This window comes from Brachymonas denitrificans (assembly GCF_907163135.1).
Lineage (GTDB): Bacteria > Pseudomonadota > Gammaproteobacteria > Burkholderiales > Burkholderiaceae_C > Brachymonas > Brachymonas denitrificans_A.
In genome coordinates, this window is the sequence record NZ_CAJQUA010000001.1 from 1447911 (window position 1) to 1465638 (window position 17728).

The 17728-nt window shown below is 66.1% G+C and carries 17 protein-coding genes; 9 read left to right on the forward strand and 8 right to left on the reverse strand.

The window, feature by feature from the left end; genetic code table 11:
* The first annotated feature begins 281 nt into the window (after nucleotides 1–281).
* The 3 genes from KKQ75_RS06855 to KKQ75_RS06865 all read left to right on the forward strand — a co-directional run bounded on the left by KKQ75_RS06855 (nucleotide 282) and on the right by KKQ75_RS06865 (nucleotide 4752).
* Entirely contained in the window at nucleotides 282–2105 is a 1824-nt protein-coding gene (locus KKQ75_RS06855; RefSeq protein WP_213361172.1) for a DUF294 nucleotidyltransferase-like domain-containing protein, read from the forward strand.
* A 48-nt stretch (nucleotides 2106–2153) separates the two neighbouring features.
* Nucleotides 2154–2780: a 3'-5' exonuclease gene (locus KKQ75_RS06860; protein WP_250131122.1), complete on the forward strand. Its 627-nt coding sequence runs from the start codon at nucleotides 2154–2156 to the stop codon at nucleotides 2778–2780.
* Nucleotides 2781–2892: 112 nt separating this feature from the next.
* Nucleotides 2893–4752, forward strand: coding sequence for a glutamine--tRNA ligase/YqeY domain fusion protein (locus tag KKQ75_RS06865; RefSeq protein ID WP_213361177.1), 1860 nt, complete (start codon nucleotides 2893–2895; stop codon nucleotides 4750–4752).
* A gap of 15 nt (nucleotides 4753–4767) precedes the next feature.
* Here KKQ75_RS06865 and KKQ75_RS06870 read toward each other — a convergent pair whose 3' ends face one another.
* Complete coding sequence (locus KKQ75_RS06870; protein WP_213361179.1) at nucleotides 4768–5685, reverse strand: bestrophin family protein; 918 nt, start codon at nucleotides 5683–5685, stop codon at nucleotides 4768–4770.
* 154 nt (nucleotides 5686–5839) lie between these two features.
* On the opposite strand from KKQ75_RS06870, the gene KKQ75_RS06875 reads away from it, so the two are divergent.
* Nucleotides 5840–6289, forward strand: a complete 450-nt coding sequence (locus KKQ75_RS06875; RefSeq protein ID WP_213361180.1) for a DMT family transporter — start codon at nucleotides 5840–5842, stop codon at nucleotides 6287–6289.
* A gap of 65 nt (nucleotides 6290–6354) precedes the next feature.
* On the opposite strand, the gene KKQ75_RS06880 is transcribed toward KKQ75_RS06875, so the two are convergent.
* Nucleotides 6355–6834: a hypothetical protein gene (locus tag KKQ75_RS06880; RefSeq protein WP_213361181.1), complete on the reverse strand. Its 480-nt coding sequence runs from the start codon at nucleotides 6832–6834 to the stop codon at nucleotides 6355–6357.
* A gap of 322 nt (nucleotides 6835–7156) precedes the next feature.
* Here KKQ75_RS06880 and KKQ75_RS06885 point away from each other — a divergent pair, with 322 nt between their 5' ends.
* Both KKQ75_RS06885 and KKQ75_RS06890 read left to right on the forward strand, forming a co-directional pair.
* Nucleotides 7157–7627 carry a YeeE/YedE family protein gene (locus KKQ75_RS06885; protein WP_213361182.1) on the forward strand — a complete coding sequence of 157 codons (471 nt, stop codon included), beginning with the start codon at nucleotides 7157–7159 and terminating at the stop codon, nucleotides 7625–7627.
* Between the two features lie 2 nt (nucleotides 7628–7629).
* Complete coding sequence (locus tag KKQ75_RS06890; protein ID WP_213362705.1) at nucleotides 7630–8037, forward strand: DUF6691 family protein; 408 nt, start codon at nucleotides 7630–7632, stop codon at nucleotides 8035–8037.
* Between the two features lie 20 nt (nucleotides 8038–8057).
* Here KKQ75_RS06890 and KKQ75_RS06895 read toward each other — a convergent pair whose 3' ends face one another.
* On the reverse strand, nucleotides 8058–8432 hold the full coding sequence (locus KKQ75_RS06895) for a DUF488 domain-containing protein (protein ID WP_213361183.1): 375 nt from the start codon (nucleotides 8430–8432) through the stop codon (nucleotides 8058–8060).
* Between the two features lie 175 nt (nucleotides 8433–8607).
* Here KKQ75_RS06895 and KKQ75_RS06900 point away from each other — a divergent pair, with 175 nt between their 5' ends.
* On the forward strand, nucleotides 8608–9519 hold the full coding sequence (locus tag KKQ75_RS06900; protein ID WP_250131024.1) for a peptidoglycan DD-metalloendopeptidase family protein: 912 nt from the start codon (nucleotides 8608–8610) through the stop codon (nucleotides 9517–9519).
* Between the two features lie 27 nt (nucleotides 9520–9546).
* Here KKQ75_RS06900 and KKQ75_RS06905 read toward each other — a convergent pair whose 3' ends face one another.
* From KKQ75_RS06905 to KKQ75_RS06920, 4 genes are all read right to left on the reverse strand, one after another.
* On the reverse strand, nucleotides 9547–10464 hold the full coding sequence (locus tag KKQ75_RS06905; RefSeq protein WP_213361184.1) for a metal ABC transporter solute-binding protein, Zn/Mn family: 918 nt from the start codon (nucleotides 10462–10464) through the stop codon (nucleotides 9547–9549).
* Nucleotides 10461–11393 carry a metal ABC transporter permease gene (locus tag KKQ75_RS06910; RefSeq protein WP_250131025.1) on the reverse strand — a complete coding sequence of 311 codons (933 nt, stop codon included), beginning with the start codon at nucleotides 11391–11393 and terminating at the stop codon, nucleotides 10461–10463. The genes KKQ75_RS06905 and KKQ75_RS06910 overlap by 4 nt, the downstream gene beginning before the upstream one ends.
* The gene (locus KKQ75_RS06915; protein WP_213361185.1) at nucleotides 11371–12144 is read right to left on the reverse strand and encodes a metal ABC transporter ATP-binding protein; all 774 of its coding nucleotides are present in this window, start codon (nucleotides 12142–12144) and stop codon (nucleotides 11371–11373) included. The genes KKQ75_RS06910 and KKQ75_RS06915 overlap by 23 nt, the downstream gene beginning before the upstream one ends.
* A 176-nt stretch (nucleotides 12145–12320) precedes the next feature.
* Nucleotides 12321–13241: a CPBP family intramembrane glutamic endopeptidase gene (locus KKQ75_RS06920; RefSeq protein WP_213361187.1), complete on the reverse strand. Its 921-nt coding sequence runs from the start codon at nucleotides 13239–13241 to the stop codon at nucleotides 12321–12323.
* 103 nt (nucleotides 13242–13344) lie between these two features.
* On the opposite strand from KKQ75_RS06920, the gene KKQ75_RS06925 reads away from it, so the two are divergent.
* The gene (locus tag KKQ75_RS06925; RefSeq protein ID WP_213361188.1) at nucleotides 13345–14967 is read left to right on the forward strand and encodes an FAD-binding dehydrogenase; all 1623 of its coding nucleotides are present in this window, start codon (nucleotides 13345–13347) and stop codon (nucleotides 14965–14967) included.
* A gap of 36 nt (nucleotides 14968–15003) precedes the next feature.
* Nucleotides 15004–16770 carry a thiamine pyrophosphate-binding protein gene (locus KKQ75_RS06930; protein WP_213361189.1) on the forward strand — a complete coding sequence of 589 codons (1767 nt, stop codon included), beginning with the start codon at nucleotides 15004–15006 and terminating at the stop codon, nucleotides 16768–16770.
* Nucleotides 16771–16834: 64 nt separating this feature from the next.
* Here KKQ75_RS06930 and KKQ75_RS06935 read toward each other — a convergent pair whose 3' ends face one another.
* Nucleotides 16835–17707 (reverse strand): pirin family protein, encoded by an 873-nt coding sequence (locus KKQ75_RS06935; RefSeq protein WP_213361190.1) that lies wholly within the window; start codon nucleotides 17705–17707, stop codon nucleotides 16835–16837.
* Nucleotides 17708–17728: the final 21 nt, after the last annotated feature.

The following is a 17728-nucleotide window of genomic DNA, read 5'->3' on the forward strand; positions in this document are numbered from 1 at the left end:
GTGACAAAAGCGGTTTTGTATCCCTTTCCACTCAGAAACCGCCTCCGCACCACGACGTTTACGTAAACGTAAGGCAACAAGCCGGAGACCGTCCGAACGGTCGTGATGCCCGACACTTGCGCAAGAACCTGTAAGGCTGGCGTAACAGTCTGCCCATTAGACTGGCAGGATTCCGGTGCTCCAGCCGGGCGTCTGCGCGGCCGGATCCCGAGAATCGGGAGCATCCGCCCTCCTGCCGCCCTGCGCATGGCCGGCCTACTCCATCCGTCCATCCCGACACCATGCCCAACGCCTTCAATTTCTCGGCCTCTCCTTTCGACAGCCTGACCAAGGCCGAGCAGGCCGAAGTGCGCGACAACGTCGACATTGCCTATTTCCGCCGTGGCGAGGTGATCCTGGACGTGGGCGACAAGCCGCGCTTCCTCTACGTGATCATCAAGGGCCGGGTGGTGCAGCTCGAAGGCGAGGACATGCTGCACGTGTACGGGCCGGACGACACCTTCGACGGCCGTGGCCTGGTCGCCGGCAAGGCCAGCCACCGCTTCCAGGCGCAGGAAGAAGTGGTGGCCTACGAGCTGGCCGAAGAAACCGTGCTGTCGCTGATCGCCAGCAACGCCACCTTCAGCGCCCTGCTGTTCTCCAAGCTGGGCGACAAGCTCACCGCCCTGTCGCAACGTCAGGACCAGCAGGAAATGCAGTCGCTCACGCTGTCGCGCCTGGAAGAAGCGTTGCTGCATGCGCCGCACTACGTGGATGCCGATACCGACATTGCCGCCATCGCCCGCATGTTCGACAAGGAGCGCATCTCGCACGTGCTGGTGCGCGATGCCAGCGGCACGCTGCCGCGACTAGGCATCTTCTCCAGCACGGCGCTGCCCAAGGCCATCATCGACGGCCGCCCGCTCGATGATCTGCCCGTGGGCGACCTGGCCACCTACAACCTGATCACCCTGCCGCCCAATGCGCTGATGGGCGACGCGCTGGCCAAGATGCTGCGCCACCGCATCCACCGCATCGTGGTGGCCGAGGGCGACACCGTGCATGGCGTGGTCGAGTCGCTGGACGTGTTCAGCTTCCTGTCCAACCACTCGCACCTGATCCTCACCCGCATCGACCAGGCCGACAACCTGGAGGCGCTCGAAGGCGCCGCCAGCCAGACCACGCGCATGGTGCAGCAGCTGTATCGCAGCGGCACCAATGTGGGCCTGATCGGCGATCTGGTGCAGGAAGTGAATGCGCGCCTGTTCGAGCGCACCTGGGAGATGATCGCCCCGCCAGAACTGGTGAAGAACAGCTGCCTGATCGTGATGGGCAGCGAGGGCCGTGGCGAGCAGTTGCTCAAGACCGACCAGGACAACGGCCTGATCCTGCGCGACGACTACACCCCGCCCGCCAACCTGCAGGAAATCTGCGACCGCTTCTCGGCCGAGCTGGAGCGTTTCGGCTACCCCGAGTGCGCCGGCAAGATCATGCTGAACAACCCGGACTGGCGCGGCACCGTGAGCGAATGGAGCGAGCGCACGCGTACCTGGCTGATCCAGAGCAGCCCCGAAAACCTGATGAACCTGGCGATTTTCCTGGACGCGCATGCCGTGACCGGCGACGAGCGCCTGCTGGACCGCGTGCGCGACCGCCTGTGGGAACTCTCCACCGACAACGAGGCCACGCTGAGCCGCTTTGCCAGCGCCATCGACGCCTTCGGCAGCGGCAGCAGCTGGATCGGCCGCATGTTTGCCCTGGGCGACAGTGGCGAGCTGCTGCACATGAAGAAGCTGGGCATCTTCCCGATCGTGCACGGCATCCGCAGCCTGGCGCTGGCCAACCGCATCAAGGCCACCAGCACGGTGGAGCGCATCCGGGCGCTGGTGCAGATGGGCAAGCTCAAGCAGAGCTGGGGCGACAACCTGATCAACAGCCTGCACATCTTCATGGGCATGCGCCTGAAGGTGGGTCTGCAGGAGCTGGAGGCCGGCAAGCCGGTGAGCGGTCATGTGGACGTAGGCCAGATCAGCAGTCTGGAACGCGACCTGCTCAAGGACAGCCTGGGTATCGTCAAGCGCTTCAAGGCCACGCTGCACCAGCGTTTCCGCCTGGACGTGATGTAAGCGCGGGGCCGTTTCATGGGACTTTCGAGCTTCACCCCGCGCACCTGGATGGAGAGCGCCCGCCAGCGCTGGCAGAAGGGCCACCTCAGCCGGCCCGAATTCAACTTCGTGTTCGACGAGCCTCCGCCGGACGAGTATGTGGCCCTCGACTGCGAAACGACCGGCCTGAATGTGCGCAGCGACGACATCATCTCGATCGGCGCGGTGCGCATCAAGGGCAATCGCATCATGAGCAGCGAGCGGCTGGAACTGCTGGTGCAGCCACAGGGCAATGTGTCGGCCGAGAGCATCCGCGTGCACCGCCTGCGCGAGATGGACGTGGCCGATGGCCTGCCGGTGGAAGAAGCCATGCGCCAGCTGATCCACTTCATCGGCAGCCGGCCGCTGGTGGGCTACTACCTCGAGTTCGACGTGGCCATGATCAACCGCGCCATGAAGCCGCTGCTGGGCATCAGGCTGCCGCAGAAGCAGATCGAGGTGTCTGCCCTCTACTACGACTACAAGTTCAGGCAACTGCCGCCCTACCGGCAGCAGGACAACGCCGACATCGACCTGCGCTTCGATACGCTGATGAAGGATCTTGCCCTGCCCACGCGCGACGCACACGATGCGCTGAACGATGCGGTGATGGCGGCGCTGGCCTTCATCAAGCTGAAGGAACTGGGGCAGGCCTGAGCACGAGGTTCGTTGCTGCCCGTTGTGGGCCGATGCACGCCGGCTGCCTCGGGGGTGGGGATTGCGCCGCCATCCCCTGCGCAAGGGGCTGCGAGCGCCTAAAATCTCCCCCATGACTACCACACCCAACAACATCCCTGCCAGCGCAGCAGAAGACTCCGTCAAGCCCAGCAACTTCCTGCGCCAGATCATTGAATCCGACCTGGAAAAAGGCAGCTACGCCGGCCGCAAGTGGAATGGCACGCCCGGCAATGCCGCGCATCAGCAGGCCGGCGCGATCGACCCCGCCCGCATCCGCACGCGTTTTCCGCCCGAACCCAACGGCTACCTGCACGTCGGCCATGCCAAGAGCATCTGCCTGAACTTCGGCCTGGCGCAGGACTACGACGGCGTCTGCCACCTGCGTTTTGACGACACCAACCCGGAGAAGGAAAGCCAGGAATACGTGGACGCCATCATCGAGGCGGTGCACTGGCTGGGCTTCGACTACAGCAGCAACTACGACGGCAAGCAGGAAAACCACCTGTACTTCGCCAGCAACTACTTCGAGGACATGTACGCGGCGGCCGTGTACCTGATCGAACAGGGCCTGGCCTATGTGGACGAGCAAAGCCCGGAAGACATGCGCAAGAACCGCGGCGATTTCGGCACGCCCGGCACCGACAGCCCGTTCCGCACGCGCAGCGTGGCCGAGAACCTGGCGCGTTTCACCGAAATGCGCGAGGGCAAGCTGGCCGACGGCGCCGCCGTGCTGCGCGCCAAGATCGACATGGCGCATCCCAACATCAACATGCGCGATCCGGCCATCTACCGCATCCGCCGTGCGCACCACCACAACACGGGCGATGCCTGGTGCATCTACCCGATGTACACCTTTGCGCACCCGATCGAGGATGCGCTGGAAAACATCACGCACAGCATCTGCACGCTGGAATTCGAAGACCAACGGCCGTTCTACGACTGGCTGATGGAGAAACTCACGGCTGGCGGCATCGTCAACACACCCCCGCCGCACCAGCACGAATTTGCGCGCCTGAACCTGACCTATGTGGTCACCAGCAAGCGCAAGCTCAAGCAGCTGGTGGACGAGAACCACGTGAGCGGCTGGGACGACCCGCGCATGCCCACGCTGGCCGGCCTGCGCCGTCGCGGCTACACGCCGGCCGCCATCCGCCTGTTCTGCGAGCGTATCGGCGTGACCAAGGCCGACAGCTGGATCGACTACGGCACGCTGGAAGGCGCTCTGCGCGATGCACTGGATCCGGTGGCGCCGCGCGCCATGGCGGTGCTGGATCCGCTCAAGGTCACCATTACCAACTGGGACGAGGTGATGGGCGCCGGCACGCTGGACGAATGCAAGGCCCCGGTGCACCCGCACCACCCCGACATGGGCCAGCGCACCATGCGCATGGGCAAGCACGTGTGGATCGAGCGCGAGGACTTCATGGAAGTGCCGAGCAAGGGCTATTTCCGCCTGTTCCCGCCGCATGCCAGCCCCACCAGCAACCCGCCCGGCCAGCACAAGGACGGCAACAAGGTGCGCCTGAAATACGGCCATGTAGTGGAATGCACCGGTTACGAGAAGGATGCCGACGGCAAGGTGACGGAAGTGTTCGTCTCGCTGATTACGGACACCAAGAGCGGCACGCCCGGTGCCGACAGAGTGAAGGTGAAGGGCGTGATCGGCTGGGTCGGTGCCGAGGACGGCGTGCAGGCCGAGGTGCGCCTGTATGACCGCCTGTTTACCGAGGCGCAGCCGGATGCCGGCGGGCGCGATTTCCTGACGGTGCTGAATCCGGACAGCCTGAAGACGGTGCAGGGCTGGGTCGAGCCGAGCGTGGCGCAGGCGGGGCCGGAAAGCCACTTCCAGTTCGAGCGTCTGGGCTACTTTGCCACCGACCGGGTGGATCACGGCAACGGCAAGGTGGTGCTCAACCGCGTTTCAGGGCTGAAGGACTCCTGGGGCAAATAAGCCCTCGCACCCGGGTCAGAGCAGCACGCCCTCCTTCGCCTGCACTGGCTCGGGCAGTTCCGTCTCGCCCAGCTGCGCCCGCAAGTTGATGTCAATGGTGCGGCTGATGGCGTCCAGCGGCAGGTCGTTCGGCTCTTCGTCAAACGGATCGGCGATCTCGTCGCCCAGCGCGTCCAGCCCGAAGAAGGTGTACGACACCACGCCCACGATCACCGGCGTGAGGTAGCCGATGGTGTCGATCAGCGCGAACGGCAGCAGAAAGCAGTAGATATGCACCGTACGGTGCAGCAGCAGCACGTAGGTGTAGGGAATCGGCGTGGACTGGATGCGCTCGCAGCCGCCCAGCACGTGCGAGAGCGCGCCGATTTCGTGGTCAACCCGTGCCACCAGTTGCGGGTCCAGCCCCTCCTCGCCGAGCTCGCGGCTGGCATGCCCGAGTTCCATCAGGATGGCAGTGGGACGGTTGGGCGCGGCCAGCACCTTCTGCAGCAGATCGGGCGGCAGCAGCGGCGCCAGCTCGGCCGCCGGATCCTTGCCGCGCAGCTGGTTCTTGAGGGCGTAGGCAAAGGCGATTGCCAGATAGACACGGTGACGCGTGGCCTCGGCCCGCGGAGAACAGGGCAGCGTGATGAACTGGCGCGCCAGGTTGCGGCAGGTGATCAGCATTTCACCCCAGAGCTTGCGCCCCTCCCAGAAACGGTCGTAGCTGGCCGTGTTGCGAAAGCCCAGGAAAATGGCCAGCGTCAGGCCCATGATGGTGAAGGCCGTGGGCGTGAGCGTGACCTTGTGGTCATACACCTCGCCATGCGTCCAGTTGACCAGCACCGACAGCAGCATGGTATAGGCCACCCTCCGCCAGATCTTGGATGCAATGGAGCCCCGCAGCGAGAACAGGATGTGGAAAATGGTCGGATTGCGGGGCGGGATGAACATGGTCGGGCGGTACTGCAGGGCAAGCAGCGGATGCTAGCACGGAGCCCAAAAACCCCGCAAACAGGCCCCATTGGCATGCGGACAAGCGCCAGCCGGCCCGGACCGCCCTGCCCGGCCGGGCAGAATGGCGGCACAGATGTCAGGAGGAGAGACCATGCGGATGCTGATGATTGCCATGACCCTGCTGGCGGGTATCCTGATCCCGGTGCAGACAGCCATCAACAGCCAGCTGCGCCACGTGTTGTTCGGGAGTCCGGTGCTGTCCAGCCTGGTGTCGTTTGCCGTGGGCACGATCACGCTGGCGCTGCTGTATTTCGGGGTGCTGCGCGGCAGCCTGCCGGATGGCGCCATGCTGATGCGCACCAGCTGGTGGATGTGGATTGGCGGGATGATGGGGGCGTTCTTCGTGCTGTCCGGCATCGTGGCGGCGCCGCGCATCGGGGTGGCCACGGTGGTGGTGATGCTGGTGGCAGGCCAGCTGGCAATGGCGCTGCTGCTGGATCACTTCGGCTGGATCGGCTTGCCCGTGCGGGAGATTTCGCCGATGCGTCTGACCGGCGTGGCACTGGTGCTGGTGGGTGCCTTCGTCTTCACGCGGGGATGAGCGTGCTCCCCGCAGGATGGCCGGCACCGCCATGTGACGGCATGGCGGTGCCCGGCCGGTAGCGCTTACTGCGCCAGGTTGGTCGGTACGGCCGGCTGCACGGCCGCAGCGGTGCTGTCCACATCCTTCACGGCTTTGCTGGTCTTGGTGGATTTGCCGGTTTTGGCCTTCTTCACCGTTTTCTTGACGCTGGACTTCTTCACCGGCTTCTTGGCAGTGCGGCTCTGCTCGCTGGCAATCTCGTCAGGACCGGGCTCGGTGGTGCCTACGCGCTCGGCTTCCATGGACTTCGAAGTCGTGGCCGGCGTTGCGGACAGGGCACCCGGCTCGGTGCGCGCTTCGGCCGCATTGGCCGACGGGGTAGCGGCCATGGAGTCGGCAGCCTTGTCGCCCATGGAGGCCGGCGACGGCGTGGCCGGAGACGGAGCGGCTTCGGCAGCGGGAGACGGGGTGGCCGGAGCGTGGTCAGCCGGCTGGGCCATGGCGACGGAACCGGCCATCAGGGAAACGGAAGTCAGCAGAGCGGTGAGGAGTTTGTTTTTCAAAACGGGATCCTTGGGGTTGTTGAACACAGCCGGCGCAAACGCGACGACAGGGCGAACCTTAAAAAGGCCGTCGACCTGACCTTGTAGGACCAGTCCTATCCGCGTTTTCAAATGTTCGTTCCGTAACCGGAAAGCGACATTTGATTGACAGAATCCTGACGAAAAGCGCACGTGGGACTGTGACTTTTTCCCCGCAGGAAAACCCGGACATCGACGCGGCCATGCCACACCTTGCCTGTTTTTCGGGCAGCCGGCGCCGTTACAGCCGCTTACCGCTGCATGCCGGCCCGGATACCCTGGCCAGCCGCCGGATAATGCCGGAATGACGACTTTTTCCCTGTTTCCCCTGGGCTGGCAGCACTATCTGCTGGGTGGCCTGTGCATTGGCGGCGCGGTGGCGCTGCTGTTTATGCTCACGGGCCGCATTGGCGGCATGAGTTCGGTGTTCAGCAGCAGCTGGAGCTATGTGGTGCAGCGCCCTTTCTTTCAGCAGGCCAAGTTCACCGACACGCGCCGCTGGCGGCTGGAATACGCCGCCGGGCTGATCCTGGGCGCGCTGGTGTGGTGGCTGTGGCTGGGCGATGGCTCGCGCGAAACCACGCAGATGCCCTGGTGGCTGCTGCTGGCAGGTGGTTTCCTCACCGGCTATGGCGCGCGTCGTGCCAATGGCTGCACGTCCGGCCACGGCATTTGCGGGCTTGGCTCGCTGCAGCGCCCCTCCCTGCTGGCGGTGCTGACCTTCATGGGCACGGCCTTTCTGACGGCGAATCTGGTGACGAGGTGGCTGGCATGAGCATGGGCAAGACTATTGCAACCGTGGCAGCCGGTGCGCTGTTCGGCTTTGGCCTGGCACTGTCCACCATGATCCGGCCGGAAGTGGTGCTGAGCTTTCTGCAATTGCGCGACTTCGGTCTGGCGCTGGTGATGGGCGGCGGCGTGGTGGTGACGCTGCTGGCGTACAAGCTGCTGCCGCTGGTGCTGCGCCATCCACTGCTGGGCGGCGAGTTCGGCAAGCATCCGAGTGCCTGGGATCGCGAGACGCTGACGGGGTCGGCGATTTTCGGGATCGGCTGGGGGCTGACAGGGGTGTGCCCGGGCCCGGCGATTGCGGGCCTTGGCGCCGGCAACTGGACGCTGTTGTGGGCGGTGGCCGGCATTGCGCTGGGGGCGCTGGTGCAGGGCTGGCAGCAGGACCGGAACTGAACCTCTTTGCCCGCACGGTTTCAGGACGCTGCCTTGCCCCGCTGTTTCAGCACCTTGGCCAGTACGCTGAGGTGGCTGTGATCCGGATCCCTGGCGGCCGTCAGCAGGGTCAATGAGCCGAACTTGCGATGCAGGGCACGGATGCGCTTGAGAGCCTCCTGGGCGGCGTCGCTGTCTGCCAGCTCCTGCGTGAAGCGCGTGCCAAAGCTGTCGAAGCGCTCCTGCGGATCCTCATGGAACCAGCCGCGCAGTTCGTTGGAGGGCGTGGCATCCTTTTCCCATATGACGCCCTCGAGCCGCTGTTTGCGCAGGCCACGCGGCCACAGGCGATCGAGCAGAACGGCGTGTTTTCCGGATTCGGCATCGAAATCGTAGGCGCGTTGCAGGTGGTACATGGCAGAATTCCTTGCAGGGGACATGGGTCGATTGTGCGTCGCCCTGCATGTGCTGCCTGCCGGTGCGCCGGCATCCCTTCCGGCAATGCGGATATCAATCACGCTTTTTTACCGGCGCGGCGACGCATCGGGCGATTTTGGCCCTAGCATGACGGCAAGGTATTGAGGAGTAGCCATGACCTTCGCTTCCAGCTTGTATCCGCGCACCATCGCCCCCGTGGCCGAAGACGCGGACACCCTCTCCCTGCTGCCCCGTCGTGTGCTGCTGCAGGCCCTGCTGGCTACCGGCGCACTGGCCGGTGCGCGCGCTGCCATGGCTATGCCGCCGCTGCCTGCTCTGCCCCGGCAGGAAGCCGTGCCCGGCGGCGTGGCGATTGTGCCGCTGGGCCATATCGAGGGCGAAGCCAGGGTGAGCACGGCCGAAGGCACCCCGGTACTGCTCAGCACCGATACGCGCGGCATGGTGGCCGTGGTGGGCATTCCGCTGTCGGCCGAAGCCGGCAGTGCCCGCCTGACCCTGCGCGATGGCAAGGGCACGCGCACCATCGACTACGCGATTGCCCCCAAGGCCTACGCCGAGCAGCATCTGAAGGTATCGCCCAAGGTGGTGGACCTGTCGCCCGAGGACACGGCGCGCTACCAGCGCGAGGCGGCGCACCAGGCCAGGGTGAAGCGGGTGTTCAGCCGGGATGCTGCGTTTTCGCTGCGATTGCTGCAGCCGACCGCGGGTACGCTGAGCAACTCCTTTGGCAAGCGCCGCGTGTTCAACGGCCAGCCGCGTGCGCCGCACAGCGGGGCGGATATTCCGGCGCCGACCGGGCAGGCGGTGGTGGCGCCGGCGGATGGCACGGTGATCGATACCGGGGATTATTTCTTCAACGGCAACACGGTCTGGATCGACCATGGACAGGGGCTGCTGAGCATGCTGTGCCACCTGAGCCGCATCGACGTGAAGCCGGGGCAGACCGTGAAGCGCGGCCAGACGGTCGGTGCCGTGGGAGCCACTGGGCGCGTGACGGGGCCGCATCTGCACTGGTCGGTGCTGCTCAACCAGGCTTCGGTGGATCCGGGGCTGTTCCTGGAATAAGCCGTCGCGCGCTGTCGGTTCTCCGGCTTATTTCATCGCCTTGACCATCTGCGTCACGTTGTGGCGCATCATGTTCACGTAGCTGGTGGCCGGACCGCCGGCGGGGCTCAGGGCGTCGGCGTAAAGCGGCTCGGTCTGTACCGTTACGCCCGCCTCTTTCGCCAGCTGCTGCACCAGACGCGGATCCTTGATGTTCTCGACGAACACGGCCTTGACCTGTTCCTTCTTCACCTGCTGGATCAGCTTGGCCACCGTGCGGGCCGAGGCTTCGCTTTCGGTGCTGGTTCCCTGTGGCGACAGGAACTGCACCTCGTAGCGCTTGCCAAGGTAGGCGAAAGCGTCGTGGCCGGTCAGCACCTTGCGCTGTGCCTTGGGAATGGTATTGAATTGCTGGGCGGCCCAGTTGTCGAGTTCGCGCAGGGTCTGCTGGTAGTCGAGCAGGCGCTGGCCGTAGTAGAGGCGGCCTTCGGGGTCAGCAATGATCAGGGCGCCGGCCACGTTCTGGGCGTAGCGCTGCATGGCGGCAGGATCGGTCCAGACGTGGGGATCGACGTCGCCATGGTCGTGGCCGTGGTCATGCCCCTTGTGGTCATGGTCGTGATCATCCTCGACCTTGATGGTGGGGATGCCCTTGCTCACGGCCAGGTTGTAGACCTTGCTGTCGCGCACGGCGCGCTGGATGCTGGCGCCTTCAAAGCCCAGACCGTTGACCAGCACCACCTTGGCGGCGCGGATTTTCTGGATGTCGGCCGGCTTGGCCTGGTAGACGTGCGCATCCTGGTTGGGGCCGACCAGCGTTTCCACCTTCACGCGCTCGCCACCGATGGCGCGGGCCACGTCGCCCAGGATGCTGAAACTGGCCACCACGGGCAGCGGTGCGGCGGCAAACGCCTGTCCGGCAGCGAGGGTGCAGGTGGCTAGCAGCGTCTTGAGGTAACGGGTCATGGGGCATCCTTTCGGGGTGAGGTAAAACCGGCGCGCTGATGGCGGCGGTGGGAGAGCCAGCGCGGAATCATGCCGCCCTGGCTGGCGAACAGGAGGGAGAACAGGTAGACACCGCCGCACAGCAGGATGATGGCGGGGCCGGACGGCAGGTCGACATGGAAGGACAGCAGCAGGCCGCCGTAGCCGCATGCCAGCGCGATGGCCACGGCCAGCAGCATGATGCTGCCCATGCGGTCGCGCCAGAGCCGTGCGGTGATGGCTGGCAGCATCATCAGGCCCACGGCCATCAAGGTGCCGAGCGCCTGGAAGCCGGCCACCAGGTTGAGCACGACCAGCATCAGGAACAGCACATGCCAGAGCGTGCCGCGCGCGCCCACGGCCTGCAGGAAAACGGGATCGACGATCTGCACCAGCAGCGGCCGGTAGATAAGCGCCAGTACCACCAGCGTGATGCTGGCCACGCCGGCCACCAGCGTGAGCGTGGGCACGTCCACCGCCAGCACCGAACCGAACAGCAGGTGCAGCAGATCGACCTGGCTGCCCTGCCGGCTGACCATGAGCACGCCAATGGCCAGGCAGGTGAGGTAGAAGGCAGCGAAGTTGGCGTCTTCCTTGAGGCTGGAGTAGCGGCTGGCCAGGCCGACGCCCAGCGCCACCACCAGCCCGGCAACCAGTCCGCCCAGACCCATGGCGGTGATGTTGAAGCCGGCCAGCATGTAGCCGGCCGCCACGCCGGGCAACACCGCGTGGCTGATGGCGTCGCCCATCAGGCTCATGCGGCGCAGCATCAGCAGCACGCCGATGGGCGCGGCGCTGAGCGAGAGGAACAGCACGCCGGCCAAGGCACGGCGCATGAAGTCGAATTCGAGGAAAGGGCCGATCAGCAGATCGTGCAGCAGGCTGGCGTCAATCATGGTGGTGATGGGCATGCTGCGTGGGAGCGAGTTGTTCGGGCTGCACATCGCACCATTCGTCGGCGCGCTCTTCCTGGCGGAAGCCGTCGGCCTGGTGCAGGTTCCCGGGGGTGAGGACCTGGCGCGAGGGGCCGCTGGCGACCACTTCGCGCGCCAGCAGCAGGGTGTTGTCGAACTGGCTGCGTGCCTGTTCGCGGTCGTGCACCACGGCAATCACGCCCTTGCCGGCAGCGACGCAATCGCGCAGCACCTGCAGCAGGGCTTGCGTGGTGTGGGCATCCATGGCATTGAAGGGTTCGTCCAGCAGCAGGAAGCGCGCCTGCTGCACCAGCATGCGGGCGAACAGCACGCGCTGGAACTGGCCGCTGGAGAGGGCCGCGATCGGGCGCTGCGCCTGGGCGGACATGCCGACGCGCTCCAGCGCCTCGTGCACACGGGCGCGCTGCTGCGGACGCAGGCCGCCGAAACTGCCCATTTCGTGCCACAGGCCGAGCGCGGTGAGTTCGAACACGCTCATGGGCAGGGTGCGGTCGATTTCGGCCAGTTGCGGCAGGTAGGCCAGGTCGTGCCGCTGCAGGCCCTGCCAGTGCACGGTGCCGGTGTCTATGGGCAGCAGGCGCATCATGGCCTTGAGCAGCGTGCTTTTGCCGGCGCCGTTGGGGCCGAAGATGGCCCAGGAGCTGCCTTCGTCGAAGCGTGCGTAGACATGGTGCACGGCGGGCACGCTGCGGTAGCTGACGGTGATGTTGTCGAGCACGAGCGGCATGGTCAGACCACCGCAAAGTAGATGAGCCAGATCAGGGCAAGCAGCACGGCTACCCAGAGCAGGCGCCACAGCATGCCATCGAGCAGGAGGGATTTCATGGAAAAACGGGGAGAAAAAGGCAGCAAGGCATGGGGCGCATTACTGCAACAATGTTGCGATTGTAGCCGATGCACCGATCAGGGTGCGGGCCGCGCTGCCGGACGGAGGTGATCCGGCCAGCGCGGCGGCGTCCAGCGTGCGGCCTCGCGCTGGTGATAGGCCCGCAGGATCAGCCAGGCAGCCAGTCCGACGAGCAGCAGTTGCACGATGGCCGTGACCCACTCGACCTGCGTCATGAACAGCGCCTCCCGCAGACGGTTGGTCAGGATGGCGTCGAGGAAGGCGGTCTGGTTGTTCAGGGTATGCAGCGCAATCGCTGCTTCCAGCCCGCCCGTGCGCCAGCTGAGCCATCCGAACAGCAGGCCCAGGCCGAAGCGGGCCAGGAACAGGGGTCCGTCCTGCGGACCGTGCACCATGGCAAACAGCAGCGAGGGAATCAGCAGGGACATGGCGACCGCCACCCCGCGACGGCGCCACCAGCTGCCCACGATCTGGGCCGCCAGGCCACGGAATGCCATCTCCTCGCCCGCACATTGCAGCGGCGTGAGCAGCACCATCATCAGCAGCGGCCAGAACCATTCGCTGCGCAGGTTGATGGGATGGGGCGCGACCAGGAACAGATCCAGCAGCAACAGCGGCCCCATGGCCAGCCAGCCCACGGCCCAGGCGCGCAACAGCCAGCCCCAGCGCATGCGCTGCCATAGCGAGAGCAGGGAGCCCGCAGGGTGCAGAAAACCCAGCCGCACCGCCAGCAGGCTGGCGGGAATCAGCCCGATCAGCGACAGGTTGAGCAGAAGCAGCATTTGCGGCATCGCATCCATGCCGGGCGCCCAGCCGGACCAATCGATCAACAAGCGCAGGCCGTACAGCGTGCCACCGTAGAACAGGCCGAATACCAGCAGGGCCAGCCATGGATTCCACCAGCGGCTGCCCTGGGCGCGCTGCCATTGCGGGTAGCTGACGGATTCGGACAGGGTCGGAGCGCCGGGACGGTTCATGCCGCGATGGTAGCGCAGCCCATGCCCTGCCCTACTGGAAAACCTCAGTAGCCCCGGGCTGACCGGTTTTCTATGATACGACCGTTCTTTTTCGGGAGACGGTGTGGAGCGACATGCGGGCGATATCCTGATCATCGGAGCCGGACTGGCGGGGATTGTGTGCGCCCTGCGCCTGCTGGATCAGGGCCGGCGCGTGCTGCTGCTGGACCGCGACAGCGAACAGAATCTGGGTGGACTGGCGAAGGAGAGCTTTGGCGGCATCCTGCTGGTGGATACGCCCGAACAGCGGCGCCAGCGCATCCAGGATTCACCGGACCGCGCCCTGCAGGACTGGCTGCGCTTCGGCGCGTTCGGCCGCGACGAAAGTATCGACCACTGGCCCCGCCGTTGGGCCGAGCATTATGTGCACGACTGTCTGCAGGATGTGTACCACTGGCTGCGGGCGCAGGGGCTGTCATTCCTGCCGCTGCCGCTGTGGGTGGAGCGCGGCATGACGCCCGAGGGCGGCGGCAACACGGTGCCGCGCTGGCATGTGGTGTGGGGCACCGGGCATGGCCTGATGCAGACGCTGGTGCAACGCCTGCTGCAGCACCCGCAGCGCGAGCGGCTGACGCTGCTGTGCGGGCATCGGGTGGAGAGTCTGCTGACGAGCGCGGGAGGCGTCCACGGATGCAGCGGCCTGCGCGAGGATACCGGAGTGCCGTTCGAGGCCGAAGCACCGGTCGTGGTGGTGGCTGCCGGCGGCATCAATGGCAATCTGGATCTGGTGCGGCATCATTGGCATGCGGACTGGAGCCGGCCACCGCAGGGGCTGCTCAACGGCGCGCATCCTTTTGCCGATGGCCGGCTGCATCGCGCAGCGCAGCAGGCCGGCGCCGAGCTGACGCATCTGGACCGGCAGTGGAACTACGCGGCCGGCATCCGCCACTGGCGGCCGCGCAAGCCGGACCATGGGCTGTCGCTGGTGCCGCCGCGCTCGGCGCTGTGGCTGAACTGGCGCGGCGAGCGCATCTGGCCACCGCTGGTCAGCGGCTATGACACGCGCGATCTGGTGACGCAGATCTGCGCGCAGGAGCGCCCCTGGTCCTGGCAACTGCTCAACCGCCGCATCGCGCTGAAGGAGCTGGCGATTTCCGGGGCCGAGTTCAATCCGTCCATCCGCGAGCACAGCAAGCTGGGCTTGCTGCGCGAACTGCTGCTGGGCAACCGGCGGCTGGTGGACGAGGTGCTGGCGCACAGCACGGACGTGGTGGTGGCGCAATCGCTGGAGGAACTGGCCGAACGCATGAACGCCCTGCAGGGCGGCGATGCTGTCCAGGCAGAAACGCTGTGCGACGGGGTTGCGCGTTACGACGCCGAAGTCGCCAAGGGCGAGGCCAGCACCGATCCGCAACGCCAGCGCATCGCCGAACTGCGACGCTGGAAAGGCGACCGGCTGCGCATCTGCAAGGCCCAGCCGATTCTGGACGGAAAGGCGCTGCCGCTGATCGCCATCCGCGAAAACATCATCAGCCGCAAGAGCCTGGGCGGCATGCACACCAATCTGGCCTGCGAGGCACTGCGGCCGGATGGCAGCACCATTCCCGGCCTGTACGCGATTGGCGAGGCTGCCGGTTTCGGCGGTGGCGGCATGAACGGGCTGCGCGCGCTGGAAGGCACTTTTCTCGGGGGCTGCATTTACAGTGCGCAACGTCTTGCGCGTGCCCTTTCCGGCGCAGGCGGGTAGTATGGCCCCATCCCCCACGCAAACGCAGGCCCAGCCATGAAGAAGACCGCCGCACAACTGGCCGTGCATGCCCTGGAGCAGCTCGGCATTACCCATACCTTCGGCATACCCGGGGTGCACAACACCGAGCTGTACGACGCGCTGGCGCACAGCCGCCAGATCACGCCACTGCTGGTGACACACGAGGGCGGTGGCGCCTTCATGGCCGATGCCTTCAGCCGCCTGAACTGGGGTGGCATCGGCGCCGAAGGGGCAGCGCGCGCCATCGGCACGCTGGCCATCGTGCCGGCGGCCGGGCTGACGCACGCGGCCAGCGGCATCGGCGAGGCCTATCTGGCCGGCGTGCCCATGCTGGTGCTGACCGGCGGCACGCGCACCGACAGCGGCCGGCGCTACCAGTTGCACGGCATCGACCAGCTGGAGATGGCGCGGGGCTTTACCAAGGCCGCGTTCCGTGTGATGACGCATGAGCAGGTGGTGCCCACGCTGTTCGAGGCATACCGGATTGCCACTTCGGACGTGCCGGGGCCGGTACTGGTGGAATTGCCGGTCAACCTGCAGATCTTTACCGGCGATGCCGGCAAGCTGCCCGCATGGCAGTCGCCGGAGCCCCCTGCACTGCCCGATGCCGCGCTGGTCCGCCAGGCGGCCGATGTGCTGCTGCAGGCACGCCAGGCAGGTTTGTTCGTGGGCTGGGGCGCGCGTGGCGCACAGGTCGAACTGATGGAGCTGGCCGAGCTGCTGCAGATGCCGGTCAGCACCACACTGCAGGGACTGGCGGTTTTTCCGGGCAACCATCCGCTGCATGCGGGGTTTGGCTTCAGCCGCTCGGCCGTACCGGCGGCGCAGCATGCCTTCCGCCAGTGCGATGCCCTGCTGGCGGTGGGCGCGCGCTTTGCCGAAATCCCGACCGGCAGCTTTGGCGCGCGCGTGCCCCAGGCGCTGGTGCATGTCGATATCGACCCGGAAGTGCCCGGTGCCAACTATCCGGCCCAGGTAGCGCTGGTGGGCGATGCGCAGCCGGTGCTGCGCGCGCTGCTGCAGGAACTGCGCGGCCGCAAGCCGGAGCGCAGCCCCAATACCCGGCTGCAGCACCAGATTGCCGGCGACAAGGCTGCCTATCTGGACGGCTGGCTCAAGCAGGGAGACCCCGCGCGCGTCAATCCCGCAGCCTTCTTTGCCAGCCTGCGCAAGCAGATGCCGGCCGACAGCATCACCGTGCTGGACGATGGCAACCACACCTTTCTGGCGGCCGAGCTGTACGCCTGGCCGCAAGGCAGTGCACTGCTGACGCCGAGCGATTTCAATGCCATGGGTTATGCCGTTCCGGCCGCCATCGGGGCGCGGCTGGCGCATCCGGAGCGCGAGGTGGTCGCCATCGTCGGCGATGGCGGCTTTGCCATGAGCTGCATGGAGATCATGACCGCCACGGCCAATGGCCTGGGGGTGGTTTTCTGCGTATTCAACGATGGCGCGCTGGCACAGATCGCGCAGGCGCAGCAACTGCCCTACCAGCGCCAGACCTGCACCCTGCTGCCGCACCGCATCGGCCTGCAGGGCGTGGCGCAGGCCACGGGCGCCGCCTATGTGCCCATGCCGGACAACCACTGCATCGACAGCGCCATCGCCGAAGCGCGCAAGCTGGCAGCGCAGGGGCGGCCGGTGATCGTGGATGTGGCGATCGACTACAGCCGGCCCACCACCTTCACGCAGGGCACGACCAGGACCAACTTCCGCAGCTTCCCGCTGGGGCAGAAGCTGCGCTTCCTGCGGCGGATCGTGGGACGCAAGCTGGGGCGCTGACCATGGCGGACGGCTTCAGGGTCATCGTGTTTGCCTCGCGAACCCACAGGCACGCCCCTGCGACTCAGGCCAGCTTGCCATCCCGGAAATCCCGCAGCGCCTGGTAGACCTGCTCCTGCGAGTTCATCACGAACGGACCGTACTGCACGATGGGCTCGCCCAGCGGCCGGCCGGCAATCAGCAGCAGGCGGGCATTTTCCGCCGCTTGCAGGCGCACGCCATCGGCACCAGCGGCATTGTCCAGAATCGCCATGCGCTGCGCAGGCACCATGGTGTCGCCGATCTGCACGCTGCCCTCGTAGACATGGACAAAGGCGTTATGCCCTGTCGGCAAGGCCTGGGCAAATCCGGCGCGTGCGGGCAGGTGGATGTCGAGGTACAGCGGCTGTGTTGCGGCGCGTGTCACTGCCCCTGTCACGCCGTGGCTTTCGCCGGCAATCACCGTCACCTCCGCCCCTTCTGCCGTACGCAAGCGCGGCAGCTCTTCGGCCTTGAAGTCGCGGTACCACGGTGCGCTCATCTTGTCGGACGCTGGCAGGTTCAGCCAAAGCTGGAAACCCGCCATGCGCCCTTCTTCCTGCTGCGGAATCTCGGAATGGATCACCCCGCGCCCGGCTGTCATCCACTGCACGCCGCCACTTTCCAGCAGGCCCTCGTTGCCCGCGCTGTCGCGGTGCAGCATGCGCCCGGCCAGCATGTAGGTAATGGTTTCGAAGCCGCGGTGCGGGTGGTCGGGGAAGCCGGCGATGTAGTCGTCCGGATGGTCGCTGCCGAAGGCGTCCAGCATCAGGAACGGGTCCAGGCGTTGCTGCAGTTCCTGCGTGAGCACGCGGGTGAGGCGCACGCCCGCGCCGTCGGACGTGGCCATGCCCGTCACGAGGCGCTCCACCCCGCGCGATTGCTGCACGGTTGCGGCCAGGGGGTTGGAATCTGTCATGGTGTTCTCCTCGTGCGCGGC